The sequence below is a fragment of the Methanobacterium alkalithermotolerans genome, from assembly GCF_018141185.1.
Taxonomy (GTDB): Archaea; Methanobacteriota; Methanobacteria; order Methanobacteriales; family Methanobacteriaceae; genus Methanobacterium_F; species Methanobacterium_F alkalithermotolerans.
Genome location: NZ_CP058560.1, coordinates 1899419 through 1923101, shown reverse-complemented (window position 1 = coordinate 1923101; position 23683 = coordinate 1899419). Strand labels below are relative to the sequence as shown.

Sequence of the window (23683 nt, the reverse complement as noted above, 5' to 3'; positions counted from 1 at the left end):
AATCATCCAGCTTGTCCATATTAACCACTAACCCCCGGTGCTACAGTATATTTTTTATCCTCCCTAATCTCCCACCAGAGGTTGTTTCTTTTAATCTCTCCTTTTCAATTTCCAGCTGGTGAATATAATTCTTTTTATCCTCTAAAATATCCTCCATAATGGTTAACTGCTGAATAAGAGTTTTTTTATCCTCCCGGAAATCTTTAATTATTTTTCCCAGTTTTTCAAAGTCATCCGCATCCACCACCTTCACCTTATGTCCTGTAGAAAAAATGGTTTTCTCCTCCAGGATAATCAAAGGCTTTTCTATCTTAATTATTTTGGTTCTCAATTTTTTGTCAATCAGTTTTACTTCCTCTACACCCAGGGTAACTTTGGCTTCTTCAGTTCTCATTTTTATCAATTCCTTTACAGGTGCCTGGTGAGATATTATGATAGGGGTGTGGGTCTAAGTTATGGGAGAGCAGATGAAGAGTAAAAACTTATAAAATAGAAATATTTTTAATTACAGGATAATAGTAAAGTTTAGTATTAAATTAAAATAGAAGAAGGGAGGGAATATTAAGAGATTTAATAAGTGAAAGCATTGTCAAATTACTTATTATCATTCAATAATTTCTTTAATGTATTCCAGATGGGTTTTAATTTTCTTCAGTTCTTTATCTTTCTCATCAAGTTTTTTAAGAAGATTTTTATATCCTTCTGGAGTTACATGCTCTATTTCAGGTTCTTCCAGGGATAAATTAGCCAGTGCATGTCTATATTTATTTTTAAGGTCTTCAATTTCAGAATCAGAGTAATTGATATCCTCATCCAGCTTCTGGCCCAAAATAGTCTTTATCAGAGTATCATCTGCTCCAGATTCATATAATTTTGTTTTAAAATATTTGCGGAGCATGGTGGAAGAAAAAAATCTTCTTTTTTCAGTTATATATCCAAAATTAGCCCGATCATTTACACGTTTAAAAATAGAGCCATGAGCAGAAACATTAAGTGCATTATTGCTGGAATTAACAAAAAGTGGATCATTTAATGATTTTACAGGTTTATTTTTACGGTTTCTATCAATTAAATAACTTAAAATGGCTCGGGTGCATTCAGGAGTATTGAAAGTAACATAATTCCTTCCGGTTCTGTATTTTTTTATTTTCCAGGTGCCTATGGTTTCATTCCTTTTACACAGTTCATCTGCAATGTATCTAACTTTAAATTCGTCTTCCTGTTTTAAATCAAGATATTCTCTAATGGAATTAATAAAATCGCCATAAGTTAAATTTCTTAATTCAGTAGCTTCCATCCCGGAAGATGTATGCAGTAAAATAATAGCCTTATCTCTTAAACTGCTTAATTGTAATGCTTCTTTAATCTGATCTGGAGATACAATTTCGTCAGGAACCAGTTTATCTGTTCCAGGCCGTATGATACCATTTATAAAATCCGTGTCAATATCGTACTCTTTATAAAAGGCTTTAACAGTATCTAAGCGGTTTATAATAGTATTGGAGGATTTACCACTTTTTTTTAAGTTTTCTATGTAATCCTGAAGATACTTATCTAAGTTCTTACTCCTTTCTTTCTGGGCTTCTTTAATTAATTCAGAAGGATTTTTACCTAAAAACTCACAAAATGCTCTTAACCTTCCAGAATATACTATTTCAGTTGCTGAAGAGACGTTTCTTCTTTTAATGAAATTTTTAAAGTAGGGGTCGTTATTGATATGTAAAGATGCATTATCCATAATAAAACCTTAAATCAAACATTTATTCACAATAATATATTTCAGCAGTATATAAAATTAATTGTTGCTACTATTTTTTGAGGTTTCATTTTTAATTGATCGGATTTAACTATTAATCTGGCAAAATCAATTTTAGATCATATTCAAAAATAGATATTACCTATTATGCTAATTATCTAAAAACTTCAATTGTAAAAACTGATAAAAACTAGAATTTAAAATTTATAATAAATACCGGGTTATAAAAAGAAATGAAGAATGTTTTAAATAAAAACATTCATTTTATTATTCTTTTAGCTCTTTAATTTCGTTAGCACTAAATAGATCAAATATTTCCATTATGCCGGCTATTATCAAGAAAGCCCCCATTATGGCTGCTAATACTAAGGGATTATCCATATAAGATCCTATAAAAATCAGTACTATCCCAATTATAATACCTGAAGCTCCTATAGATTTCTCTTTAATTCCCTTTCCAGAAAGCAGTGCTGTGAATCCGGCCAGTATAATAAAAAATCCCACCACATATAATGCAAAGAAGGTAAAAAATTCAAAGGCTTTAATATCAGCAATAAATACTATTCCCATCATTATGGCAAAAATGGCCAGTAGCAGGGTGGCAATTCCCGCAGCTATACTTCCTGATTTTAAGCCCTGAATTATAATCCAGATACCTAAAAATATTATTCCCACCCCTAAAATAACATTAATTGTAAAAACACTGATTAATGGAAATAAAATTACAATTAAACCTAATAATATTGCTAAAATACCCACTAGAACATTTTTTGATTCTTTCATTATGAATTCTCCTTATGATTATCTCCCCACTATCTATAAAAAAAAGTTTTTAAGGGGATTAGTTATTTCTAAACAGCATTATAAATCCAGTGATTAAAAGCCATATTCCAATTAGAGTACCTAGAAGTTCAGGATCAGCTATCCAGGAGCCAATAATCAGGTAGATTATACCAATAACTAAAGTGACTATTCCTGCTCGGTTATCTCCATCTATAATACCGGCGATGGTGGCAATTCCTGCTGCAATAAACATGAGCCCGGCTAAAATTACAAATAAAGAAGCCACAAAGCTAAAAAGTGAGGGATTGACTATGAATCCAATACCTAGAATCAGGACTAAAATTCCAGAGATTATCCCTACTATTGCCCAGCCCACCTTTTCTCTTAGCATTATTATTCCACCCACCAGCAGGCCGGCACCTAAAAGTGACACTATTACTCCTGTTAAAAAACTAAAGGGTATAACTCCTATAACTGGAAAAGCCAATATAATAATTCCCAGTAATATTAAAATCAAAGAACCCTGTTTTTGCTGCATATAATTCACCCCTAAATTCTTTTAAAAAGACCATGAAGAGTTTATTCTTCACTAATGATTCTTAATACCTTATCCTTTGTTAAATAAATACATTATAGGGGTTTGTTTGGATTATAAATTTATTCTGGTGGAACCGGGGTTTTAACCATATCTGATGGACTTATAAAGAATAAAGCCACACCATCAATTATTAACCAGATACCAATTAATAAAGCCAGGTAATATGGGTTCCATGCATATGATGCCAGTATTATGTATAAAATACCCAATATAACACCTGCGCCCCCTGCTCCTTTACCCATAGTTCCTTCCTTGGCAAATAAAGACATTATACCTGAAATTATCAAAAAGAATCCTGCAAAATACAGCCAGAAGCTAGCTAAGAAACTAAAGGCAAGTATGCTTCCAAATAATCCAATTCCACCTACCAATGCAATAAGCCCCAGAATTAAATAGACAATACTTATTCCTTTACTGGTACTCCATACTCCAAAACTCTGTACCAGTAACCAGATTCCTAACAATATAATAGCAAAACCAGCCAATACACTGGCGGTAAATACACTAAATAAGGGGAAAGCAATCACTAAAAGACCTAAAATAATTGCTAAAATACCTAATAAAACATTACTTCCCTCTGCCATGTTAATACACCTCCTCTAATAATTCTAACAAACCCCATTGTTATTACTATTACTGTACAAATAAATATAATTATTGATTTAAATGTACAATTAAAGCTTTAAATAATAATGAGGGTTAACAATGCATATGGAATAAATTTTAAGAGGTGAAAAAAATGAGCTATTTAAATCCTGACAAGGACAAAATGAGTCCTTTGCAACGAAATCTGCTCCGATTATTAAGGGTATTTTTGTTGGTTTCTGGTGTTTATATACTGATTTTTGGTGGTGCTAATGGTGCAGAAAGGATTTTTGGTTTATTGATCCTGGTAGCGCTGGTTATAATCAATGCCCCTGCATTTTTTACCCGTGGACGCTTACGGGCTATACCAGTGGAAATTGAACTAATATTACTGGCCATGGTTCTTTTTGAACTGGTGGGTGGAGATGCACTGGGATTATATGTAAGGATTCCCTTCTATGACAATTTTATGCATTTCATGCTGCCCCTATTTATTGCTTTAATTGGTATGATGGTGGTTTACACCATGTACTTCTATGGTAAACTCCAGGCATCATATGGAGTTATGGCCTTTATCATTGTAATTATGACCATTGGTTTTGGAGCAATACTGGAAATGGGAGAATACACCTACGACACCTATTTAGCAGACGGGCCTATAGGAACGATTACCGGTAACACCCAGATGCAGGGATCCCCTACCCAGGGTCCACTGGATGATACCATGAACGATTTTTTCACTGATACCGCCGGAGGAATAGTGGGAGCTGCCCTGGGAGTATGGTTAATCCGTAGAAATGAGAAAAAAGGTGAGCACTGGAAAGTGGCGGATGAAGTAGGGAAAATCATAAACTAATATTTTTATTTTTTTTAATTTGGGGTTTGTAAAGTTTGTGGGTGTTGTTATTTTTTTATGTGCTTTTTTGTCCAATTTTTCATTTTGTAGTGTAGATAAGTGAGTATTCCTTTTTTGGTTTTGTATTTCTTTTTTATTTGTTCTGGTTCTGTTTGTCTGTAGTAATTTTCCACAGTATTAGATGTTCGTGGTATTTTATTGTTTTCCATGAACGTGGTGAGTCTTTTATAGTCTGGAATGATTTTTTGTTTAATAAAACGCTGTAATAAACGTGGAATTCTATTGAAATCGTTTAATAGTTTTTCTAGTCTTTTTTGACTGGTTTTTGAGTTGTATGTGCGGAATATGTTTTTGATATCGGTGAAATATAGGCATAAACTGATTTTTTCACGTTCTGTGACTTTTTTACTGCGTAATTTTTTGTATAATTTGTCACCAATCATTTTAAACAAGTGAAATACGCATAATTGGTGTTTAACACCAATATAATCCATTATATTTTTATAAAGTGGCATATGGTCGGTGGTGACTGATATTAATGGTTGATTAATAGTTGATTCTTCTATAAACTGTGTAATGGCTTGTGGTGTTCTTTTAGGGACTATTTGTTCGGCTATTGGAATGTTGCGTATTTGATCGTATAATGTTAATCTGTACATTCTATGGCCATTAATTCGTAAAAATTGCTCATCATAAGTGTAATATCCTGAATAAAAGCGTTCAGTGTTTTTGATCATGTTTTTATTGTTTATGGTAAGCCAATTTCTGATGGTTTGGTGTGATGGTGAATTTTCCAGGAAGTTCTGCAGATCTTTCTGAGTTTTTCGAAGCGAACGGTAACCTGTCTCCAAAAAACATTCTAATTTATCTTTAAATAAGTTAATATATCGTTTATAAGGTTTTATAATCGATTTAATGTTTGTGGTGAATTTTCGCCCACAAGTTTTACACAGATATCTTCTTAAATAAACATTTAAAGGTTCTTTATCGTCAATTAACAGTTTTCTTTGACGATATTCTTGTTTAATAACATTTTTTGAACCACAATATGGGCAAAGTAGGTTAATATATTCGAAATGATTATTTTCATGGAGATAAAGTTTCTGATTAATATTTTGAGTGTTTTTAACCGGTTTTAATCTATCATTGAGAATTGTTTCAAAATCATTTTTTCCTGTGAAAAAATCGGAAAGTTTAAGTTGTATGGAGTCAATATTACAATTGAGAGTAGTTAATATTTGATTTCGCATGATAATATATCTACTCTCACTTAATACTTATATTTAACCTCTTTAATTTTGAATTATGGGGTCAGAGGATCTAGAAAATAAGATTTTAAAATTTTTTTCCGCAAACCCTCAACACCCATAAACTTTACAGTCTCTTAATTTGTAAGTCACTGGTCCCTTTTTAGTTATGGCCCTCTCTAACTACTCATAATCCCTGCCCCAATTATAAAAATAATAAGATTAATTTAAATAACTGATTAGTCTTTTTTTAGTTTATTAAGACTTTTTTTAGTTTTTGGTAAAAAAATAGATGTAATGAAGCCTAAAATCATTATTAATCCTAATACATCGAATGTTCGATTCATGGCAGAACTAATAGCAGAGTCTACTATTTGGGTAGCTTGTGGTACTAATTCAGGAGGTATTTGGGGTGTATCAGTCTGCATATTTTCCACATAGTTAATCAATTCATCCTGGATTTGAGAGGTGGTCCTATTTTCTGCCAGATTAGAAGATTCAATACCTGCTGTAAGCCCTCCAAATATTCCAATCAATAATAGAACCCCTATTAAAGCAGTTCCCATGGAATAACCCAGATTTTTAAAGGAGTTTAAAAATCCAGAGGCATCAGTTTCCTGATGAGTTCCAGCTGCAGCCATGGTTAGATTGGTTAGCTGGGAGAGTAAAAGTCCAATTCCTATCCCAAAAACTATAGTACCCGGTATTATGTCCATTATTTGAGTATTTAAATTAAATACCGAGCTTAAAATGAATGTTCCTGCAGCAGAAACTATAAATCCAATCATTATAATGTGTTTAGACTCTAAAAATGAGGAGAATCTGGCACCCAGTATAGAGAAAAGTAAAATGGCAATTGAAGCCGGTAGAAGGGCCAGTCCAGTATAAAATGCATTAGTTTTGGTAACCTGCTGTAAAAATACAGGTATGATAAAAAGAAACCCGGCTAAAGGTATCTGAGTAATAACGGAATTCAAGTTTCCCAGACCAAAGAGACGATTTTTTAAAAGAGATATGTCGGTTAGTGGTTCTAAGCCCTTATTAATTCTTCTTTTCTCCCATAGCAAGAATAACACAAACAATATAGATCCAGAAACAATTAAAATTCCTACGTATCCCCAGTTTTCTGGACGGCTAAGAAATAAAATACCCACCACGATTAGAATAAGAGAAATTATGGATAGAATTGCCCCTATAATATCCAGATCTTTCCATTGCAGCGTTGGTTTAGATTCTGATAGATAGTGTCTGAAAAATAAAATGGCCCCAATAAATATAAGTTCAGATCCAAAAACCAATCTCCAGGAGAGGTAAGTGGTGAAAATTCCTCCTACTATTGGTCCTATGGCAGCGCCCATAGCAGCAATACCGCCCCATATTCCAAAGGCAGTTACTTTATCCTTGCCTTCATAACTGGAGCTTACCAGAGTAGTGGTGGCCGGTAACATCAAAGCAGCACCTATACCCTCTAAAATAGCCCATCCCACCATAAGCATGGCAGCATTAATACTTAAAGTGGCAATAATTGTTCCAGACCCATAAATAAGTAATCCTAAAAGGAAAGTTTTCTTTCTACCCAGAATATCCTGAATTTTACTCCCTAAAAGCATAAAGGATGCAATTATCAGGGCATATAAGGCAATTATGGATTGAATAACAGATAGAGTGGTATTCAATTCCACTACTAAATTGGTTATAGCCACATTCATGGCAGATGAATCCAGTACAATAATAAAAATTGCCATACATGCAACTAAAACCACACCCCATTTGTATTGACTTTCATGTTCCATTTTAATCACTAATTTCTCCTGTTACTGAACTCATGACTAATTATAAGTGTATAAAAATTATATAAATAATTATTGATTTAAATGTACAATTATAGCTCCAGATAGATGACTATTTAATGCTATTCGGATATATACTAATAAAAAAAAAGGGGAGAAAATTGAATGCTGATTTTAACTACACAGACTATTGAAGGAAAGAAAATAAATGAATATCTGGGGTTTGTAACCGGAGATTCCCTCCTGGGGGCGAATCTGTATAAGGATATGTTCTCAGGAGTAAGGGATGTGGTGGGAGGAAGGACTTCTAAATATGAGGAAGAACTTACCCATGCCCGGGAAGTGGCTCTGGAGAGTATGCAGGAAAAAGCTAAAAAAAAAGGAGCCAATGCCATAATAGGAGTCCGGGTAGCTTATCATAACCTGGGAGGGACCATGGGAAACACCATCATGGTCACTGTATTTGGAACTGCAGTTTCTTATCAGGATTAATAAATTTAAATTAGGGTGGTGGAATTATGATAGCCATGGTTAGTTCCGGGACAAATTTTTTTATAGAAAAACGCTGGGCACTAATTGCCATATCCCTGGGAGTTATAGCAGGATTTGGTTCAGCACTTATCTGTATAGCCTTCAATTTAGTTATATTCGGATTTAATATAATGTATATTGTATCTCCCTTACTGGCCGGGTTTATTGAAACAATAATAGCCCGCAAGAAATATGGTAAAACTACCGGGGCTATCAGTGCTCTTTTAACCTTCCTTATCATAAATGGTTATGGTTGGTTTGCTCCCGGGAGAATATTCCCTAAAGAACCAGTAAGCCTTAGTTTAATTACCATAATTGCCATAATACTCACCATTCAAGCAGCATTCCCCATATTCGTAAATTATCTTCTTTTTGTTACCAGTTTAGGTATAGTCCGGAAGTTTATTGGATTTCTAATATTTTTACCATCTAAGATCCTGAGAATTCCCCCCAAAGAGGAAGTAAAACCATCTGAAAAAGAAGCAGATGAGATTTTCCTGGATAATCTGGATACACCCCTAACATCTGTTCCCTCCATTAAGGGAGGTAAAATAAAAAAATATATTGGTTTAGTTACCGGGGAAGCAGTAGCCCAGGAAAATGAATCAGAAGGTAAACTGGATAAACTTACCCGAATTATTGAACCCACCCCTTTGGAGGATATGAACCTGGGAGAAGCAAGAAAATTAGCCCTGTCTAGAATGATGGATGATGCTAAATCCCGGGGCGCAAATGCAGTGATAGAATTTAAGATGGATTATGTTTCTATGGGCGGGTTGCAGGGTAGTGCATTAATTGTAACTGCTACTGGAACCGCAGTATTATACGAATAATAATTTTTTTTAAAAGATTACCCCCTGACTCATTAACTTATTCAATTTTTTTTTGTAAATTTTGTTTTTTCGCTATAAATTCGGTATCTTAAGAGATTTTCTAAAAAAAATAGAAAAACTACCCTAAATCACTCCGGCCATCTATACCCAATCATTAAAAAATGGTTATTTAGGAAATTTTGTAATTATCATCTAAAAACAATGACGTTTTAGGAAAAATTGTTGTTTTTTATATTTTCTAAAGATTAAAATATAGATTTTAGATGGAAGTTCGTTATAGGATAGTTTAACGAAGATAAATGTAGAAAAAAATTCCTCAAGTTAAAAATTAAGTAAATAATCATAATAATCAATAGATTATATTATAATTTAATATTGAAACTATCTAATGAATAATAAACATATACATTTATATAGTATTGCGTCGAATTCTATTTATGATAAGTTAGAAGATGATTCAGACGATGAAGATATGGAAATTTGGATACAAAAAATAGGAATATTAAATATAGAAAAATGAGATTAAAAATCAGCCTAGCATCGCCCGGGAGTAATTATTTAATTCCTTATAATTACAACCATATTCTTTCTGCTATTATTTATCGTAAGATATCTGACCTTGATTTAGCTGCTAAACTTCATTTTTCAAAGGATTTTAAGTTTTTTACTTTTTCACAGATTTATGTTCCTGAATTTAAGCTCACAAAAAGAGGGGTTCTTTCAAGGGATGGAAAACTTGAGTTTTATGTTAGTTCTCCCAATAATGAACTTATAAAAAGTCTGGTTGAAGGCCATCTTGAAAATTCTGAAGTTGATTTTAAAGGCCATAAACTGCTTGTTGAACAGATTGAGCTTTTAAAGAAGCCAATATTTAAAGAATCCATGAAAATGAAAACCATGTCCCCCGTTATGGCCCGTATAAAGCGTGAAGTAGATGGAAAGCTTAAAATATGGGATTTAGGGCCTGGAGATGAGCGATTTTATGAGAGCATTCAGAAGAATTTGATTAATAAGTATATTAGTTTTTATGGAGATTTTGATGGTGAAAGGTGGGTTAGAATAAGGCCAGATATGAGATCTGCTAAGAGACGCAGGATTGATATTAAAGGGAATTTTCATAGAGGATTTATGATGAATTTTGAGATTGAGGCAGATTTGAGGCTTTTAGAGTTTGCATATGATTGTGGATTGGGAGAGAAGAATAGTATGGGGTTTGGAATGATTGAAACATTTGGAAACCAGAATAAGGGTGATTAAATGATTTCTGATCTTATAGAATTTGGAAAATGGCTTAATGATAATAAGCAGGATGACTTTGGAAAAAATGTTAAAGAAAATGATTATATTTTAGATATTAATTTTGATAAGGAACTAAATAGTTTTAATTTAGGGAAAATAACTCAAATGAAAGAATATGAACCTCATTACTCCAAAAATTCAATTTTTCATGATGTATTTTTTATTACCACCGATCAGAAGTTTATGATACCTTCTAAATCTAATTTACTTGGTTTAACTCCATTTTTTATTAAAATTGATCATGATTTTAAAACAAGGGGTGAAATTGATGAAAAGAAATTAAAGAGGTTTTATGGTAAAATAGAACGTTCTAAAAAATCTAATGAAGGTTTAAAAGAGTTTAATGCAGTAATTAAGAAAATTTATGATGATATTGAAAAATATTTAGGTAGTATAGGCATTAATGATAATCAACGGATTTTATTAGAATCTTTTTTCATGGAATATCCTTTTGAATATATTGAAAAAATAATAAATGATTATTACAGTTTTTTATTTCAGAATAAGAATATTATTTTAAATATAATTAATGAATTCAAAGGAACAGATAAATATGCTAAAAAGTCCGGCGGAAATTTTTATTTAGCTTGCTATTCAAATTTAAATGTTGATTTAATTAATGATGTTTTATATTATTATTCTAAATTCATAAAAAAACGAAAAGAATCTTTTCAGGAGTATGAAAACGGAATTTGCGCGTTTTGTAACAATATAGGGATAGTTTATCCTTCTATTGGTAGTTATTCTATTGGAAACCCTTCTTATTCTTTTAACTATGACAAAAATGAAAAAACTGCAGTTAAAAATTCAAGGTTAAGATTCTGTAAAATATGTGCAACTTATTCTATGTTTGCTGAAGATAAATTAAAGAAAATTCAAGCAAATAATATATTTATTATCCCTAAAAGGATTAATGGTAATTATAAAGATTTTTTAATGATATCAAATAAAGAAATTAATTCTTTCGAGAAAATCAATGAATTTATGGATAAAACTGACGGTTTTAACTATGATTTAGTTGTATATACTTTAGAACAGGGTGATAGATACGATATTAAGAAATATATTGAGAATTATAATGCATATAGAGCTAAATTTAAGAATATAAACTTATATGAAAATAATAAATTACCTTATCTTCTAGATCAACCATTTAAGAAAGGCAAAAATGAAAAATCAGAAATTAAGGATATTTTTGACCTAGAATTTATTTTTAAACAATTTTTTATCAAAATCGAAGATGAAAAAATCGATTTATCTAAGAAATTTTATCATTTTTATGAAATATATACTAATAAATTAACTGGCAAAACAGGCATATTATATCGTTTTGATACTAAAACTGTTTCTATTTTTGCTAAATATATGCACAATATATTTAATCTGATTTATGAATTAAATGAGGACGCTTTAAATAAAAACATGTTAAATGAAATAGTTTTTAACTCTCTAATTAAATTACAGAAGCATAATAACTTAAATAAGAAAAATCCAAGGGGTTCATTTTATTTTGATATTTTAAGGAGATTAAATTACTATTTCATGTTAAAAAAAGAACTTTTGGGTGATGAAATGCTAAAAGAAGGAAGTGTTAAAAAGTTAAAAGAAATCGGCTTGAAGTATAATATGGATTCTGAATTAGAAAAGATTGCTGTTGACGATTCTAATTTTATATTAGAAACCATTGAAAATGATCCTGCCTTAAAGTATTATATTATTGGGCAATTTTTAGGGCTTATTGATGGTTCTAAGCGAACAAAAAATAAAAAAGCTGAAGTTTTTTCTAATTTCGTTACTAATGCAAATAGAAATAATGTCCGCAATTTATTTGTAACTGAAGTTTTACAAAAAAACAATTATTACATCGAAAAAATGAATAAAAAAGGTAAATTTATGTTTAAATTATTTGAAAAGGATATGAATTCCCTTTTTAACGAATCGGATGGATTTTCTTTTGAAGATTACCTTCTACTAATTTTCACAGGTTATTACACTGAAAATGCTTTGTCTTCAGTATACGGTACCGAAAAAATGGAGGATGATAAAGATGAGTGAAAAAATTGTGAAAAACTACTATCAGGGAATATATTTGACAGAAACCATTATGGGAAATCCTAATGGGGATTTTGTTGATAATTCACCTAGAAATTTTGATGGGAAAGTCTTTACAACAGATAAATGTATAAAATTCAACGTTAGAAGATATATAAATGAAACTATGGAAAATATTAAAGATAAGAAGGATATCGTGTTTTTTTATCCTAGATTATCTAAAGATGCTGAAAAAGATGATGCAAAGTATCAAACTAAAGATGATATTTTCAAAGAAATTTTTGGGAATGATTTTGATGCATTGAAAATGAATTCTCCAGATGTTAGGATGTTTGGAGGAACTTTTAGTTTCACAGAAACCGGTTCAAAACAAATTTATGGACCTATACAATTAAGCTATGGTAAAGACATTAATAATGCTCAAATAAAGCGTCTACAAATCGGTGCACCTTTTGCAACAATGGATGGACAACAAACTACAACTGGTTCAGAAGCTGTTGTTGATGATGCAATCATAAGCTATGATATTACAATTAATCCAAACAATTATCCAGGTCTCCTTAAAGAAAGTGATTTAAAAATGTTTAAAGAATCTCTTTGGTACGGTACAAATCTAAGAAAGTCTACAAGCAAAAAAACAGATTCTAAATTATTGATTTTGATAAAATTTAAAAATGAAAGGGAAGGAGAAAAAGTAACTGCCTTAAATATTGGAGAATTAAAAGAATTAATTGCAATTAAAAATGGAAACGAGAGAAAAAATGTAGATACACCTATAAAAAAAATAGAAATAGATACTACACAATTAAATCAAAAATTAGAAAAATACAAAGATTTCATTGAAAAAATTATGATATACAGGGATTCAGCAGATGTAGATATTAATTTAGATGTTAATGGAATTAATGAACATCAAATTTCATTAGAAGAGCCTACTGTTTTGTTAAATGGCGATTGAAATGAATAATTATAAGAATATAATTGAAATAGACATATGGAGCAGTTTCGGCTGCTTCACAAAACCATTTTCAAATACAGGAGGACTATTAACATATTTAATTCCTCCAAAAACGTCAATTATTGGCATGATTGCAGCAATCTTAGGTTACGAATTCGATGATTATGAAGAATTAGAGGACAAAACTAGAAAATATAAAATAGAAGAATTGTATGACATTAAAGTTTCAATACAGGCACTTTTTGATTTGAAAATTAAAAGAGTTACTTTTAATTCTCATTATGGAAATGAACCACATATGCTCAATGTACACGAAGATGTTCTTATAAATCCATTTTATAAAGTCTATTTAAGTTTTCCAAGCGAATTAAAAGATAAAGAAAAAATATTTTTAGAGAGAGTAATGGCTAATGAAACAGTTTATAATTTGTACATGGGAAGAAATGAATTTTTCATGAATTATGAATTTAAAAATTATTTTGAAGGATTGAAGCCTTATGTATTAGATAATAGCAATGAAAATGATTTTTTTGAAGATAAAAAAGATCAGAAGGTATATGGAACATTGGATAAGACAAAAATTAATAATGTTAAATTATTTTCTAAAATAACTGAAACAACAATATTCGGAACATTAAAACAAGATATAAAGAAACTTGCAAGTTATTATGAATACATAATTAGAGATTATCCTGTAAAGAGATATAATTTCGTGAATTTTAACTATATTCCAGTATCTTTTTACTCTATGCATCAAAATGACACTGCTTATTTCAGTAAATTAAGTTTAAATGAAAATGAAAAGTTTGAGCTATATGAAATAGGTGAAAACGAATGGATATCACTGATTTAAAGTATGACTTAAATAATTCTTACTTTTATGCAAATGGCGATAAAATTAAGATTTTAGCTCATAATAACGAACTTTTAAATGAGCATATAATAAAAACAAAGATTATTTTTAATAGATTAGTAGATATAACTCTTTTAAAGGATTTTTATGATTATTTTTACCATCAAAAATATCTCGATATTTCATATGTTAATTTTAAAAAATATTTATATAAAATGATAGATTTCCATGACATTGCTAAAATATCTTTCAATTTTCAAGTAGATAGACTAAAAAATGATGAGGTAGTAAAAGTTCTTAAAAAATATGGCTTAGATAAATTTATAGGGTTAATTGAACCTAAACACTCGTTTATTAGTTCTTTATTGTACATGTCTTATTTATTAAACCAAAAAATTGATCCTGAAAAGAATAAACTGCTTGTTCTGCTTTCTTATGTAATTTATGGTCACCACACTTCTTTAAAAGATATTTTATTTGAAAGTAAATTTATGTATAATATAGATAAATACAGTGATACTTTTGATTTATTTTCTGTTTATATTAATGAAAATGCTGCAAATTCAAGGGATTACCAAGATTTACAAGATTCATTTTATACTTTTTTAGATGAAATTGACGGAGATTCTAAGATAGCTTTTTTTTATTCATATATTTATTCAATTTTAGTTTCTTCAGATGTCATTGGGAGTTCTTATTCTAATAAAACTGTTGAATATGTGAAAGAATACTCTAAAAACTGGAATAATCGAATTAAAGATGAACTAGCAAATATAATGGGACAAGAATTCTATGAATTAAGTTATAATAAAGAATGCAAAGAGATTTCAAATGAAGAGTTATTCTCTAAAGATGAAATCAATTCTTTAAAGGATATTAATATTTTAAGAACAAAAATGCTTAAAGAAGCTTCTTTTAATCTCAAAAAGTCATTAAAAGCGGATCCAAATAAAAAAATTTTTTATCTGAACATGCCCACGGGTGGCGGAAAAACAAATACTTCAATGAAGTTAGCCTTGGATATTTTAAAAAATACTGATGCTGATCGTTTAATTTATGCAATGCCTTTTATAAACATAATAGAGCAAAATTATTATGTAATAAAGGATAATTTTGGTTTAAGCGAGGATAAAGGAGAAATCAGGAAAATATATTCTGCTTCTGAAAGTATTTTTTCAGATATTTCAGATGATGATAAATCTGAAATAATATTAAAAGACAGTTTTTTTGATTATCCCGTGCTTTGCACAACATTTGTGACTCTTTTTAATTCTATAATTAAAAATAAGAAAAAATATAAGTATACTCTTTCTTCTTTGGCTAATTCTGTTATAATTCTGGATGAAATTCAATCTCTTCCATTGAAAAACTGGACAAGTCTGTATTATTTGATTAATGAGATATCAAAGAATTATAACATCTATTTTATTATAATGAGCGCAACATTACCTAATTTTGATGAATTAAAGTTAAATAAGGAAGTTCCATTCGATTATGAAACTGTTCATTTAATAAATGAACCCCAAAAGTATTTTTCACATTACTTATTTGATAGGACTGAACTTAAAAATGAAATAACTGAATTAAACAGTGAAAATGAAGATTTTTCCTTTTATTTTAAAGATATTATAGAAGAAAACTTTGATATAGGTTATACTAAAGGTTTAATAGTTTTAAACACCATAAAAATGTCAAAATTAGTTTATGATGAACTTTATGAGCTAAAAGATAGCTATGGATTTGAAATGGACTTATTAAACTCCAGTATAATCCCATCAGAGAAGAGAAAAATAATTCATAAAATCAAAAATATGGATTCTAATAATGCAAGATATATTTTAGTTAGTACGCAAAGCGTGGAAGCAGGGGTAGATGTTAGTTTTGATTTTGTTATACGGGATTTTGCTACTCTTGATTCAATTGAACAGATTCGTGGAAGATGTAATAGAAGTAGAGAATTGAACAAGCGATTTGATGATGAAAATAAAAAAGGAAATGTGTATATAACTAATATAAAACGAAATGATAGATTAGATCACAGATATATTTATGATAAAGAAGAAATAGACACAAAAATCAAAGAAACTGAATTATTGCTTGATAATAATGTAAATTACAATTATCAGAATATTTTAGATTATTATGGGCTAATTTCTAATAATATAAATAAAATACAAGATGATAAAGAACTAAATTTTGTTTTTAAAGATAGAGATAATATGATTTCTTGGAATAAACTAAAGTTCTCTGAACTCCTTGATAAGAATTATGGTATCCATATTATTCAAAAAAAGAACAATCAATGTTCATTTTTTATTGCTACAGGACTAAATATCTTAATTGATGATAAAGAATTTCAAAATAAATCTATAGAGTACTTATCTATTGATAAAACTGAAAAAGTTTATGAAAGAAACAAAAATAACTTTATTTTTACTTTAAATGAATTAAAATATTTGAAAGATCATGAATCTAGATACAATGTTAAATTAATTAAAAATAATATTGTTGATGGGACTAAACTAATTGAATGTTACTCTAAATGTATAGCAAAACTTAAAAAGGATATTGGGGCTAAAAAAATAATTCAAAAAGAGTTTTCATCTATTCTATATAAATTCATTTTCCAAGTAACGATCAATAATCCTGAAGATTTTGTTGAATCTCAAGGACTTGATAAAAAAGGTTTCTTTTTTGTAATTCCTAAAGATAAAATTGGAAATGGAGAAAAGTGCATTTATTCTATTGAAAAGGGATTTAATTTTGACTTTAAAAAAAATGAAAATGATATGGTTGAAATAATTTGAATAATTATGATTAAGCTACTAAAACCATTTTTGAAAATGATTTCAAGGGTGATACCGTGAGCAGAGCGTATTATGAAATGTTTTTTGCTGCCAAAGCACTTTTATCCCAAAAAGGCATTTATCCAAGAACACATAGGGGTTTAATTTCACAGTTTGGTCTCGAATTTGTCAAAAATGGAGAATTCAAAAATGATCTCTTCGATTTACTCACAAGAGCTCAAGAAGATCTAGAAGAAGCTGATTATGGATTATTTATAGAAATGGATAAAAATGAGGCTGGAAGTATAATAGGTGGTGCCGAAATATCTTTAGATGATGTAAAACATAATATCATAAATTAATTAAGCTATTATTTTGAAAAAGGAATTAGAATGATTTCAGACTCCGAAAAGCAACTCCGAATAATAGGAACTCAAATCAACTACTACTTCATCTGCAAGACTAAGCTATGGCTTTTTTCCCACCACATACAGATGGAACAGGAATCGGACCTGGTATCTTTAGGTAAATTACTTCATTCTAAAAGCTATAAGGATGAAAAAGAATACACCATTGATAATCTAATCAGTATTGATTTTATTAAAAAAAGAGATTATTTAGAGCTACACGAGGTTAAAAAAAGCAATAAAATGAAAAAGTCACATGAATATCAGCTTCTCTATTACACGTATTATCTAAAAAATAAAAAAGGCATTAAAAATATCAAAGGTATACTCAACTATCCTAAAATAAGGAAAAAAGCCACTATTAATTTAGATAAGTCTAAAGAGAAGGATCTAATGGACATAATTGAAGATATTGGCAATATTATTAATAATGAAACTCCAAAACCTCAAAAAATAAAGATTTGCAGGAAATGTGCCTATTTTGAGTTTTGTTGGGTATAAAATTTGATTATGGTGAATCTAATTTGTTGGTGAAGCAATGAAAAAGAACTATTATTTAATGTCAGATGGTCTGCTTAAGAGAAAGGAAAATACAGTTTATTTTGTTAATAAAGATGTTAAAAAGCCAATCCCTATAAACAAAATTTATGCTATATATGCCTATGGTTCATTAACTTTCTCTTCCCAGGCCATACATCTTCTGGCCAAAGAGGGCATAGCAGTACATTTTTTTAATTATTATGGTTATTATGATGGTAGTTTTTATCCCCGAGAGAAATTATTATCAGGGGATCTCATTATAAAGCAGGCTGAGCATTATCTTGATCATGAAAAGAGAATTTTCATTGCGAAAAAGTTTGTAGAAGGTGCTGCTAAGAATATGGACAAGGTTTTAAAGTATTATAGCCTTGAAAACCATATAAGCAGCATATTAAATGATTTAGATGGTTGCAACAAGATAACTGAAGTAATGAATGTTGAAGGTAGAATACGTGCAGATTACTATCAGAAAATGAACCAGATATTACCAGAAGATTTTGAGTTTGAAAAAAGAGTTAAAAGGCCCCCGGAGAATATGGTTAATGCTCTTATAAGCTTTGGAAATTCCTTGCTTTACTCTACTGTTTTATCTGAAATATATAATACCCAACTAAACCCCACCATTTCCTATCTACATGAGCCTTCCCAAAGAAGATTTTCCCTAGCACTAGACTTGAGTGAGATATTCAAACCCATCCTAGTCGACAGGCTGATATTTTATCTGGTAAATAAGAAGATGATTAATGCAGATGATTTTGAGAAAGATCTCAATTATTGCCTTTTGAATGATAAAGGTAGGAAAACCTTCATCAAACAATATGATGAAAGGCTAAAAAAAACTATAAAACATAGAGAACTTAATAGGAAAGTTTCTTATAAGAGATTAATCCGTTTAGAATCATATAAACTTATTAAACATCTTCTAGGAACCAAAGAATATAAACCATTCGTAATGTGGTGGTAATGCTTAAGGAAATGATTTTATGTATGTGATTATTGTTTATGACATAAATGTGGAACGGGTAAATAAGGTTAAAGGCTTTCTCAGGAAACATTTATACTGGATCCAAAACTCAGTATTTGAAGGAGAAGTCACCAGAAGTGAACTGGCAGAAATAAAATCAGGCCTCATGGATATAATCAATAAAGAAGAAGATTCAGTTATAATCTATCGACTTAGAACACAAGACGCATTTGATAGAAAAGTACTGGGAATTGAAAAAGCACCCATTGATGGTATTATCTAAATATAAACTCCTACTAAAGATTTTTTTACCTTTAACACCATAGGAGAAGATCGTTTATTCTATGATTTATTAGGATAAACTTAAAATAACCTCTTGTTATTTTAAGTCTCTGCTCTTTTAAACTATTTCTAAGTAATTCTTTATCTATTTTCCAGATTAATTGGCTTAAAAAATGAAAATAGATCTATTTTATTACTAATTTTCTTAAAAATCCCTTTCTTAGAAAGTCGTTTAACCACATAAAAGAATTAGTATATTGCTAATCGACAATTTTAAGTAGTGAAAAGGTTAAAGTAGAGCCTATATTAGGGTGAAAAAAGGCATTTTTGGGGCCTGTTAAAATCAGACTATTTTAGGATTGAAATATACTTCACCGTCTTCTTTTTGTATAATCAATTTAAGTTAAAATCAGACTATTTTAGGATTGAAATCACAAGTGAAAACCAGGTTATTATCAACCGTATTTATGTTAAAATCAGACTATTTTAGGATTGAAATGGAAATGAAAGTGGATGTGCCTGTGGATATGGAGATGTTAAAATCAGACTATTTTAGGATTGAAATTTAAATGTGGATGGTAATGTGTTAAGTGTATCTTATACGTTAAAATCAGACTATTTTAGGATTGAAATTCACTTCCTGCACTGGGAACAATAATACAGGTGGAGGTTAAAATCAGACTATTTTAGGATTGAAATTATTTTAAAAACTATCTGATAAATATGATAAAGCCAGTTAAAATCAGACTATTTTAGGATTGAAATGGAAACCCAAACCTGATTATGTTTATCCTTATCAGAGTTAAAATCAGACTATTTTAGGATTGAAATGCCTATTTGTTCCCTGAAGACTACCAAAGACTTAAAAGTTAAAATCAGACTATTTTAGGATTGAAATCAAATTATACTGGGGCGGGGCGAATGGTCCGGATGGGTTAAAATCAGACTATTTTAGGATTGAAATTTCTTATATAATAATTCATAAATCTGATTAAATAATGTTAAAATCAGACTATTTTAGGATTGAAATTTTGATGAAGAGGATAGTAAACAAAAAGTTAAATCAGTTAAAATCAGACTATTTTAGGATTGAAATTTTGATGAAGAGGATAGTAAACAAAAAGTTAAATCAGTTAAAATCAGACTATTTTAGGATTGAAATACAACCCCCCCTACAAATCAAGACACTACTAACCCGGTTAAAATCAGACTATTTTAGGATTGAAATAAAAAATCAGAGAATGGGACTTAGACAACCTATTCGAGTTAAAATCAGACTATTTTAGGATTGAAATAAAGATAAAATGGAGGGATAATAATTTATGTTATCATGTTAAAATCAGACTATTTTAGGATTGAAATTGGTATAAGTAAAAATTAGCTTTAACAACTGGTAAAGTTAAAATCAGACTATTTTAGGATTGAAATTAGGTAACTGTATAAGTCTAAACTCATTACCCTCTTGTTAAAATCAGACTATTTTAGGATTGAAATTCTTCTGTGGCGCCATGTATTTCTGATAGGAGGTTTGTTAAAATCAGACTATTTTAGGATTGAAATCAAAGAACACAATCCCCTTTGTGGTGATTGAATTGTTGTTAAAATCAGACTATTTTAGGATTGAAATAAAAAAGAAAATGAAGGGGTTATTATGGATGTGACTCGTTAAAATCAGACTATTTTAGGATTGAAATATATAAACCTTACTAAAATGGTAATTCTCTGTAAGTGTTAAAATCAGACTATTTTAGGATTGAAATTTTTTAGGTAGTCGGGTATCTACTGCCCCCAGGTACGTTAAAATCAGACTATTTTAGGATTGAAATTAATCAAATAGTACCCTTAACGGAGATGATAAGGGAGTTAAAATCAGACTATTTTAGGATTGAAATTTGGATGGTGTGATTGTCACGGTGACTAATATGGAAGTTAAAATCAGACTATTTTAGGATTGAAATGTAAAACAAGGTGTAACATTACTGTTGAATCTTTACGTTAAAATCAGACTATTTTAGGATTGAAATAACAGTATCATTGGTTATATAGCGTCCTTGACGGTGAGTTAAAATCAGACTATTTTAGGATTGAAATTTAATTCTTGAGCTTCACCTGTACTTTTACCCATTAGTTAAAATCAGACTATTTTAGGATTGAAATGCAGACATTAAACCCAAATAAATTGATTCCGGAACATGTTAAAATCAGACTATTTTAGGATTGAAATCGGTTAAGTTCTTAAGTATTTTATCTACATCAGCAGTTAAAATCAGACTATTTTAGGATTGAAATACAAAAACCCCCGGAGTACGTTATAACTAATATTGAGTTAAAATCAGACTATTTTAGGATTGAAATATAAATATTAATGGGGTGTTCTTCACTGGTTTCAAAGTTAAAATCAGACTATTTTAGGATTGAAATAAAAAACAGCAGCATCAACACATTCATCACCAGAGTGTTAAAATCAGACTATTTTAGGATTGAAATCAAAACATCCGTATACGAGTTGAGAAAAAAAGACATGTTAAAATCAGACTATTTTAGGATTGAAATCTGATTTGCACTTCACCATCCGGGATTAAAGTATTAGTTAAAATCAGACTATTTTAGGATTGAAATAATAGATGCTTTTGATTGGGATATGAAAATAATGGGTTAAAATCAGACTATTTTAGGATTGAAATCTAGAATGGAAAGTCATAGCCTCCACCCCCGAAGCTGTTAAAATCAGACTATTTTAGGATTGAAATAAAATATTAAAAAAAAATAATCAGGATAGTTCAACAGTTAAAATCAGACTATTTTAGGATTGAAATCATGGTATAATGAAGAAATGATTGTCCAGGGATTAGTTAAAATCAGACTATTTTAGGATTGAAATTTGGATTGGAGGCATAATCCTTTTATTAATCAAAAAGGTTAAAATCAGACTATTTTAGGATTGAAATCTGTTAGTCCGGTAAGTCCTGAAGCAGTGGCATTGCAGTTAAAATCAGACTATTTTAGGATTGAAATGGGTAAAATGCAAGGATCATGGTTTAAACTACCTAAGTTAAAATCAGACTATTTTAGGATTGAAATTGAAATCAACACTTATCATGCTAAATGCGTGGAAGAGTTAAAATCAGACTATTTTAGGATTGAAATTATTACTGGTTAATCGTATGCAAATGTTTTTAATAGCGTTAAAATCAGACTATTTTAGGATTGAAATAAAAAAAGATTTAGAATTGTGTTTGATTATTTCTTCGTTAAAATCAGACTATTTTAGGATTGAAATATGAACTCCTTCAACAGGCAACATACTCATACTTAAGTTAAAATCAGACTATTTTAGGATTGAAATACCATAATCATCTAATGGCCGGCCCTGGAAAAATCTGTTAAAATCAGACTATTTTAGGATTGAAATTAAAATATTAGGCCTCCTTAAATTCTTTCATATATTTGTTAAAATCAGACTATTTTAGGATTGAAATCTTATTACTTCATAATAATCTCCTTTGTCTAGTAGGGTTAAAATCAGACTATTTTAGGATTGAAATGACTAAGGGTATTCATGATGATCAGGTTGATATGTTGTGTTAAAATCAGACTATTTTAGGATTGAAATTAAACTACCTACTCCGTTCATTGCTGGTGTAGGCCCGTTAAAATCAGACTATTTTAGGATTGAAATTTCTTATATAATAATTCATAAACCGGATTAAATCTAGTTAAAATCAGACTATTTTAGGATTGAAATATTGTATTCATGGCATTACCAACTTCGGTTAAACCTGTTAAAATCAGACTATTTTAGGATTGAAATATTTAAAGACACATTAGAATTAGATGAATTGCTACCTGGTTAAAATCAGACTATTTTAGGATTGAAATCCCTCTCGACTTAACCCAGTGCAGGCGGAGAGATTTGTTAAAATCAGATATTAAAATGTTATATGCATGTAATTACATAATAATATCAATGGTGTTAATATGACAGAAAAATTAAACTCAGTTACCTTTAAACTTGAAAAAGGATACCTGGATAAAATAAAAGAAATTTCAGAAAAAAATGACCAATCTGTTGATTATATTCTGAGATTATGTGTCATTGAGGGTTTAAGATCAATTTACGGGCCTATTAAACTCTAATTAATCGTATTAATTTTTAAATCAAAAAAAGATTACAACCATAAAGTTTACCAGGACATAACTATAGTTATAATTTAATTTATGGAATAAAATAACCTATTCCCCCATACTTAAAATCCTTATAATTATCTTAAGAAAATTATAATTGAACATAAAAAAAGCATTATTAACTCAACTTAAAAATAAAAAGTTGGTGAACTGATGAGTAAGCAAAAAATAGATGTAACCGGTGAAACCTGCCCGGTGCCCTTAGTCGAAGCAAGAAAGGCCCTGAAAAAAGCATCCCCTGGAGATGTGATAGAGATAACCGGTAACCATCCTGCTTCAAAAAAAGAAATTCCCATGGCTGTTGAAGCACTGGGTCTGGAATTAGTGGATGTAAAAGAAAAAAATGGGATATGGACCATCAAAATCCGTAAATAGTGG

At 29.8% G+C, this 23683-nt stretch carries 20 protein-coding genes, 1 pseudogene and 1 CRISPR repeat array; of the genes and pseudogenes, 14 read left to right on the top strand and 7 right to left on the bottom strand.

Annotated features, from left to right (window positions below):
• Positions 1-40: 40 nt before the first annotated feature.
• From HYG87_RS09630 to HYG87_RS09610, 5 genes are all read right to left on the bottom strand, one after another.
• Complete coding sequence (locus HYG87_RS09630; RefSeq protein WP_211532951.1) at positions 41-394, bottom strand: hypothetical protein; 354 nt, start codon at positions 392-394, stop codon at positions 41-43.
• A gap of 210 nt (positions 395-604) precedes the next feature.
• Positions 605-1738, bottom strand: coding sequence for a tyrosine-type recombinase/integrase (locus HYG87_RS09625; RefSeq protein ID WP_211532950.1), 1134 nt, complete (start codon positions 1736-1738; stop codon positions 605-607).
• Between the two features lie 285 nt (positions 1739-2023).
• Entirely contained in the window at positions 2024-2539 is a 516-nt protein-coding gene (locus HYG87_RS09620; RefSeq protein ID WP_211532949.1) for a DUF308 domain-containing protein, read from the bottom strand.
• A 58-nt stretch (positions 2540-2597) separates the two neighbouring features.
• Positions 2598-3077, bottom strand: a complete 480-nt coding sequence (locus HYG87_RS09615; protein ID WP_211532948.1) for a DUF308 domain-containing protein — start codon at positions 3075-3077, stop codon at positions 2598-2600.
• Positions 3078-3196: 119 nt separating this feature from the next.
• The gene (locus HYG87_RS09610; RefSeq protein WP_211532947.1) at positions 3197-3721 is read right to left on the bottom strand and encodes a DUF308 domain-containing protein; all 525 of its coding nucleotides are present in this window, start codon (positions 3719-3721) and stop codon (positions 3197-3199) included.
• A 155-nt stretch (positions 3722-3876) separates the two neighbouring features.
• Here HYG87_RS09610 and HYG87_RS09605 point away from each other — a divergent pair, with 155 nt between their 5' ends.
• Positions 3877-4578, top strand: coding sequence for a hypothetical protein (locus HYG87_RS09605; RefSeq protein ID WP_211532946.1), 702 nt, complete (start codon positions 3877-3879; stop codon positions 4576-4578).
• A 47-nt stretch (positions 4579-4625) separates the two neighbouring features.
• On the opposite strand, the pseudogene HYG87_RS11110 reads toward HYG87_RS09605, so the two are convergent.
• Positions 4626-4772 (bottom strand): annotated as a pseudogene (locus tag HYG87_RS11110) (ISNCY-like element ISM1 family transposase); the annotation flags it as partial.
• A gap of 1292 nt (positions 4773-6064) precedes the next feature.
• A complete protein-coding gene (locus tag HYG87_RS09595) occupies positions 6065-7618 on the bottom strand; it encodes an MFS transporter (protein WP_211534297.1) in 1554 nt (517 codons plus the stop codon).
• 162 nt (positions 7619-7780) lie between these two features.
• Here HYG87_RS09595 and HYG87_RS09590 point away from each other — a divergent pair, with 162 nt between their 5' ends.
• The 13 genes from HYG87_RS09590 (at position 7781) to HYG87_RS09530 (ending at position 23680) form a co-directional block, all read left to right on the top strand.
• On the top strand, positions 7781-8107 hold the full coding sequence (locus HYG87_RS09590; protein WP_211532945.1) for a YbjQ family protein: 327 nt from the start codon (positions 7781-7783) through the stop codon (positions 8105-8107).
• A 26-nt stretch (positions 8108-8133) separates the two neighbouring features.
• A complete protein-coding gene (locus tag HYG87_RS09585; RefSeq protein WP_249164848.1) occupies positions 8134-8979 on the top strand; it encodes a YbjQ family protein in 846 nt (281 codons plus the stop codon).
• A gap of 480 nt (positions 8980-9459) precedes the next feature.
• Positions 9460-10236 carry a CRISPR-associated endoribonuclease Cas6 gene (gene cas6, locus HYG87_RS09580; RefSeq protein WP_249164847.1) on the top strand — a complete coding sequence of 259 codons (777 nt, stop codon included), beginning with the start codon at positions 9460-9462 and terminating at the stop codon, positions 10234-10236.
• The gene (locus HYG87_RS09575) at positions 10237-12333 is read left to right on the top strand and encodes a hypothetical protein (RefSeq protein ID WP_211532944.1); all 2097 of its coding nucleotides are present in this window, start codon (positions 10237-10239) and stop codon (positions 12331-12333) included.
• Positions 12326-13288, top strand: coding sequence for a type I CRISPR-associated protein Cas7 (locus HYG87_RS09570; protein WP_211532943.1), 963 nt, complete (start codon positions 12326-12328; stop codon positions 13286-13288). The genes HYG87_RS09575 and HYG87_RS09570 overlap by 8 nt, the downstream gene beginning before the upstream one ends.
• Positions 13278-14141 (top strand): CRISPR-associated protein Cas5, encoded by an 864-nt coding sequence (cas5, locus tag HYG87_RS09565; protein ID WP_249164846.1) that lies wholly within the window; start codon positions 13278-13280, stop codon positions 14139-14141. The genes HYG87_RS09570 and cas5 overlap by 11 nt, the downstream gene beginning before the upstream one ends.
• The gene (gene cas3 / locus HYG87_RS09560; RefSeq protein ID WP_211532942.1) at positions 14123-16948 is read left to right on the top strand and encodes a CRISPR-associated helicase Cas3'; all 2826 of its coding nucleotides are present in this window, start codon (positions 14123-14125) and stop codon (positions 16946-16948) included. The genes cas5 and cas3 overlap by 19 nt, the downstream gene beginning before the upstream one ends.
• A 26-nt stretch (positions 16949-16974) precedes the next feature.
• Entirely contained in the window at positions 16975-17289 is a 315-nt protein-coding gene (locus HYG87_RS09555) for a HEPN domain-containing protein (RefSeq protein WP_256438704.1), read from the top strand.
• Between the two features lie 30 nt (positions 17290-17319).
• Complete coding sequence (cas4, locus tag HYG87_RS09550) at positions 17320-17835, top strand: CRISPR-associated protein Cas4 (RefSeq protein WP_211532940.1); 516 nt, start codon at positions 17320-17322, stop codon at positions 17833-17835.
• A gap of 37 nt (positions 17836-17872) precedes the next feature.
• Positions 17873-18838 (top strand): type I-B CRISPR-associated endonuclease Cas1b, encoded by a 966-nt coding sequence (cas1b, locus tag HYG87_RS09545; RefSeq protein ID WP_211532939.1) that lies wholly within the window; start codon positions 17873-17875, stop codon positions 18836-18838.
• Positions 18839-18857: 19 nt separating this feature from the next.
• Positions 18858-19121: a CRISPR-associated endonuclease Cas2 gene (gene cas2, locus HYG87_RS09540; RefSeq protein WP_211532938.1), complete on the top strand. Its 264-nt coding sequence runs from the start codon at positions 18858-18860 to the stop codon at positions 19119-19121.
• Between the two features lie 335 nt (positions 19122-19456).
• A CRISPR array of direct repeats spans positions 19457-22999; the repeat unit is 30 nt; unit sequence GTTAAAATCAGACTATTTTAGGATTGAAAT.
• Positions 23000-23098: 99 nt separating this feature from the next.
• Complete coding sequence (locus HYG87_RS09535; protein ID WP_211532937.1) at positions 23099-23257, top strand: hypothetical protein; 159 nt, start codon at positions 23099-23101, stop codon at positions 23255-23257.
• Between the two features lie 201 nt (positions 23258-23458).
• Positions 23459-23680: a sulfurtransferase TusA family protein gene (locus HYG87_RS09530; RefSeq protein ID WP_211532936.1), complete on the top strand. Its 222-nt coding sequence runs from the start codon at positions 23459-23461 to the stop codon at positions 23678-23680.
• The last annotated feature ends 3 nt before the right edge of the window (positions 23681-23683 follow it).

What these genes read in the sequence shown, in the direction of transcription:
- cas4 (WP_211532940.1), top strand. Translation starts at nt 17,320, where the DNA reads ATGATTTCAGACTCCGAAAAGCAACTCCGAATAATAGGAACTCAAATC.
- HYG87_RS09605 (WP_211532946.1), top strand. Translation starts at nt 3,877, where the DNA reads ATGAGCTATTTAAATCCTGACAAGGACAAAATGAGTCCTTTGCAACGA.
- HYG87_RS09610 (WP_211532947.1), bottom strand. Translation starts at nt 3,721, where the DNA reads ATGGCAGAGGGAAGTAATGTTTTATTAGGTATTTTAGCAATTATTTTA.
- HYG87_RS09535 (WP_211532937.1), top strand. Translation starts at nt 23,099, where the DNA reads ATGACAGAAAAATTAAACTCAGTTACCTTTAAACTTGAAAAAGGATAC.
- HYG87_RS09590 (WP_211532945.1), top strand. Translation starts at nt 7,781, where the DNA reads ATGCTGATTTTAACTACACAGACTATTGAAGGAAAGAAAATAAATGAA.
- HYG87_RS09625 (WP_211532950.1), bottom strand. Translation starts at nt 1,738, where the DNA reads ATGGATAATGCATCTTTACATATCAATAACGACCCCTACTTTAAAAAT.
- HYG87_RS09570 (WP_211532943.1), top strand. Translation starts at nt 12,326, where the DNA reads ATGAGTGAAAAAATTGTGAAAAACTACTATCAGGGAATATATTTGACA.
- cas5 (WP_249164846.1), top strand. Translation starts at nt 13,278, where the DNA reads ATGGCGATTGAAATGAATAATTATAAGAATATAATTGAAATAGACATA.
- HYG87_RS09630 (WP_211532951.1), bottom strand. Translation starts at nt 394, where the DNA reads ATGAGAACTGAAGAAGCCAAAGTTACCCTGGGTGTAGAGGAAGTAAAA.
- cas3 (WP_211532942.1), top strand. Translation starts at nt 14,123, where the DNA reads ATGGATATCACTGATTTAAAGTATGACTTAAATAATTCTTACTTTTAT.
- HYG87_RS09615 (WP_211532948.1), bottom strand. Translation starts at nt 3,077, where the DNA reads ATGCAGCAAAAACAGGGTTCTTTGATTTTAATATTACTGGGAATTATT.
- HYG87_RS09620 (WP_211532949.1), bottom strand. Translation starts at nt 2,539, where the DNA reads ATGAAAGAATCAAAAAATGTTCTAGTGGGTATTTTAGCAATATTATTA.
- HYG87_RS09530 (WP_211532936.1), top strand. Translation starts at nt 23,459, where the DNA reads ATGAGTAAGCAAAAAATAGATGTAACCGGTGAAACCTGCCCGGTGCCC.
- cas1b (WP_211532939.1), top strand. Translation starts at nt 17,873, where the DNA reads ATGAAAAAGAACTATTATTTAATGTCAGATGGTCTGCTTAAGAGAAAG.
- cas2 (WP_211532938.1), top strand. Translation starts at nt 18,858, where the DNA reads ATGTATGTGATTATTGTTTATGACATAAATGTGGAACGGGTAAATAAG.
- HYG87_RS09575 (WP_211532944.1), top strand. Translation starts at nt 10,237, where the DNA reads ATGATTTCTGATCTTATAGAATTTGGAAAATGGCTTAATGATAATAAG.
- HYG87_RS09585 (WP_249164848.1), top strand. Translation starts at nt 8,134, where the DNA reads ATGATAGCCATGGTTAGTTCCGGGACAAATTTTTTTATAGAAAAACGC.
- HYG87_RS09595 (WP_211534297.1), bottom strand. Translation starts at nt 7,618, where the DNA reads ATGGAACATGAAAGTCAATACAAATGGGGTGTGGTTTTAGTTGCATGT.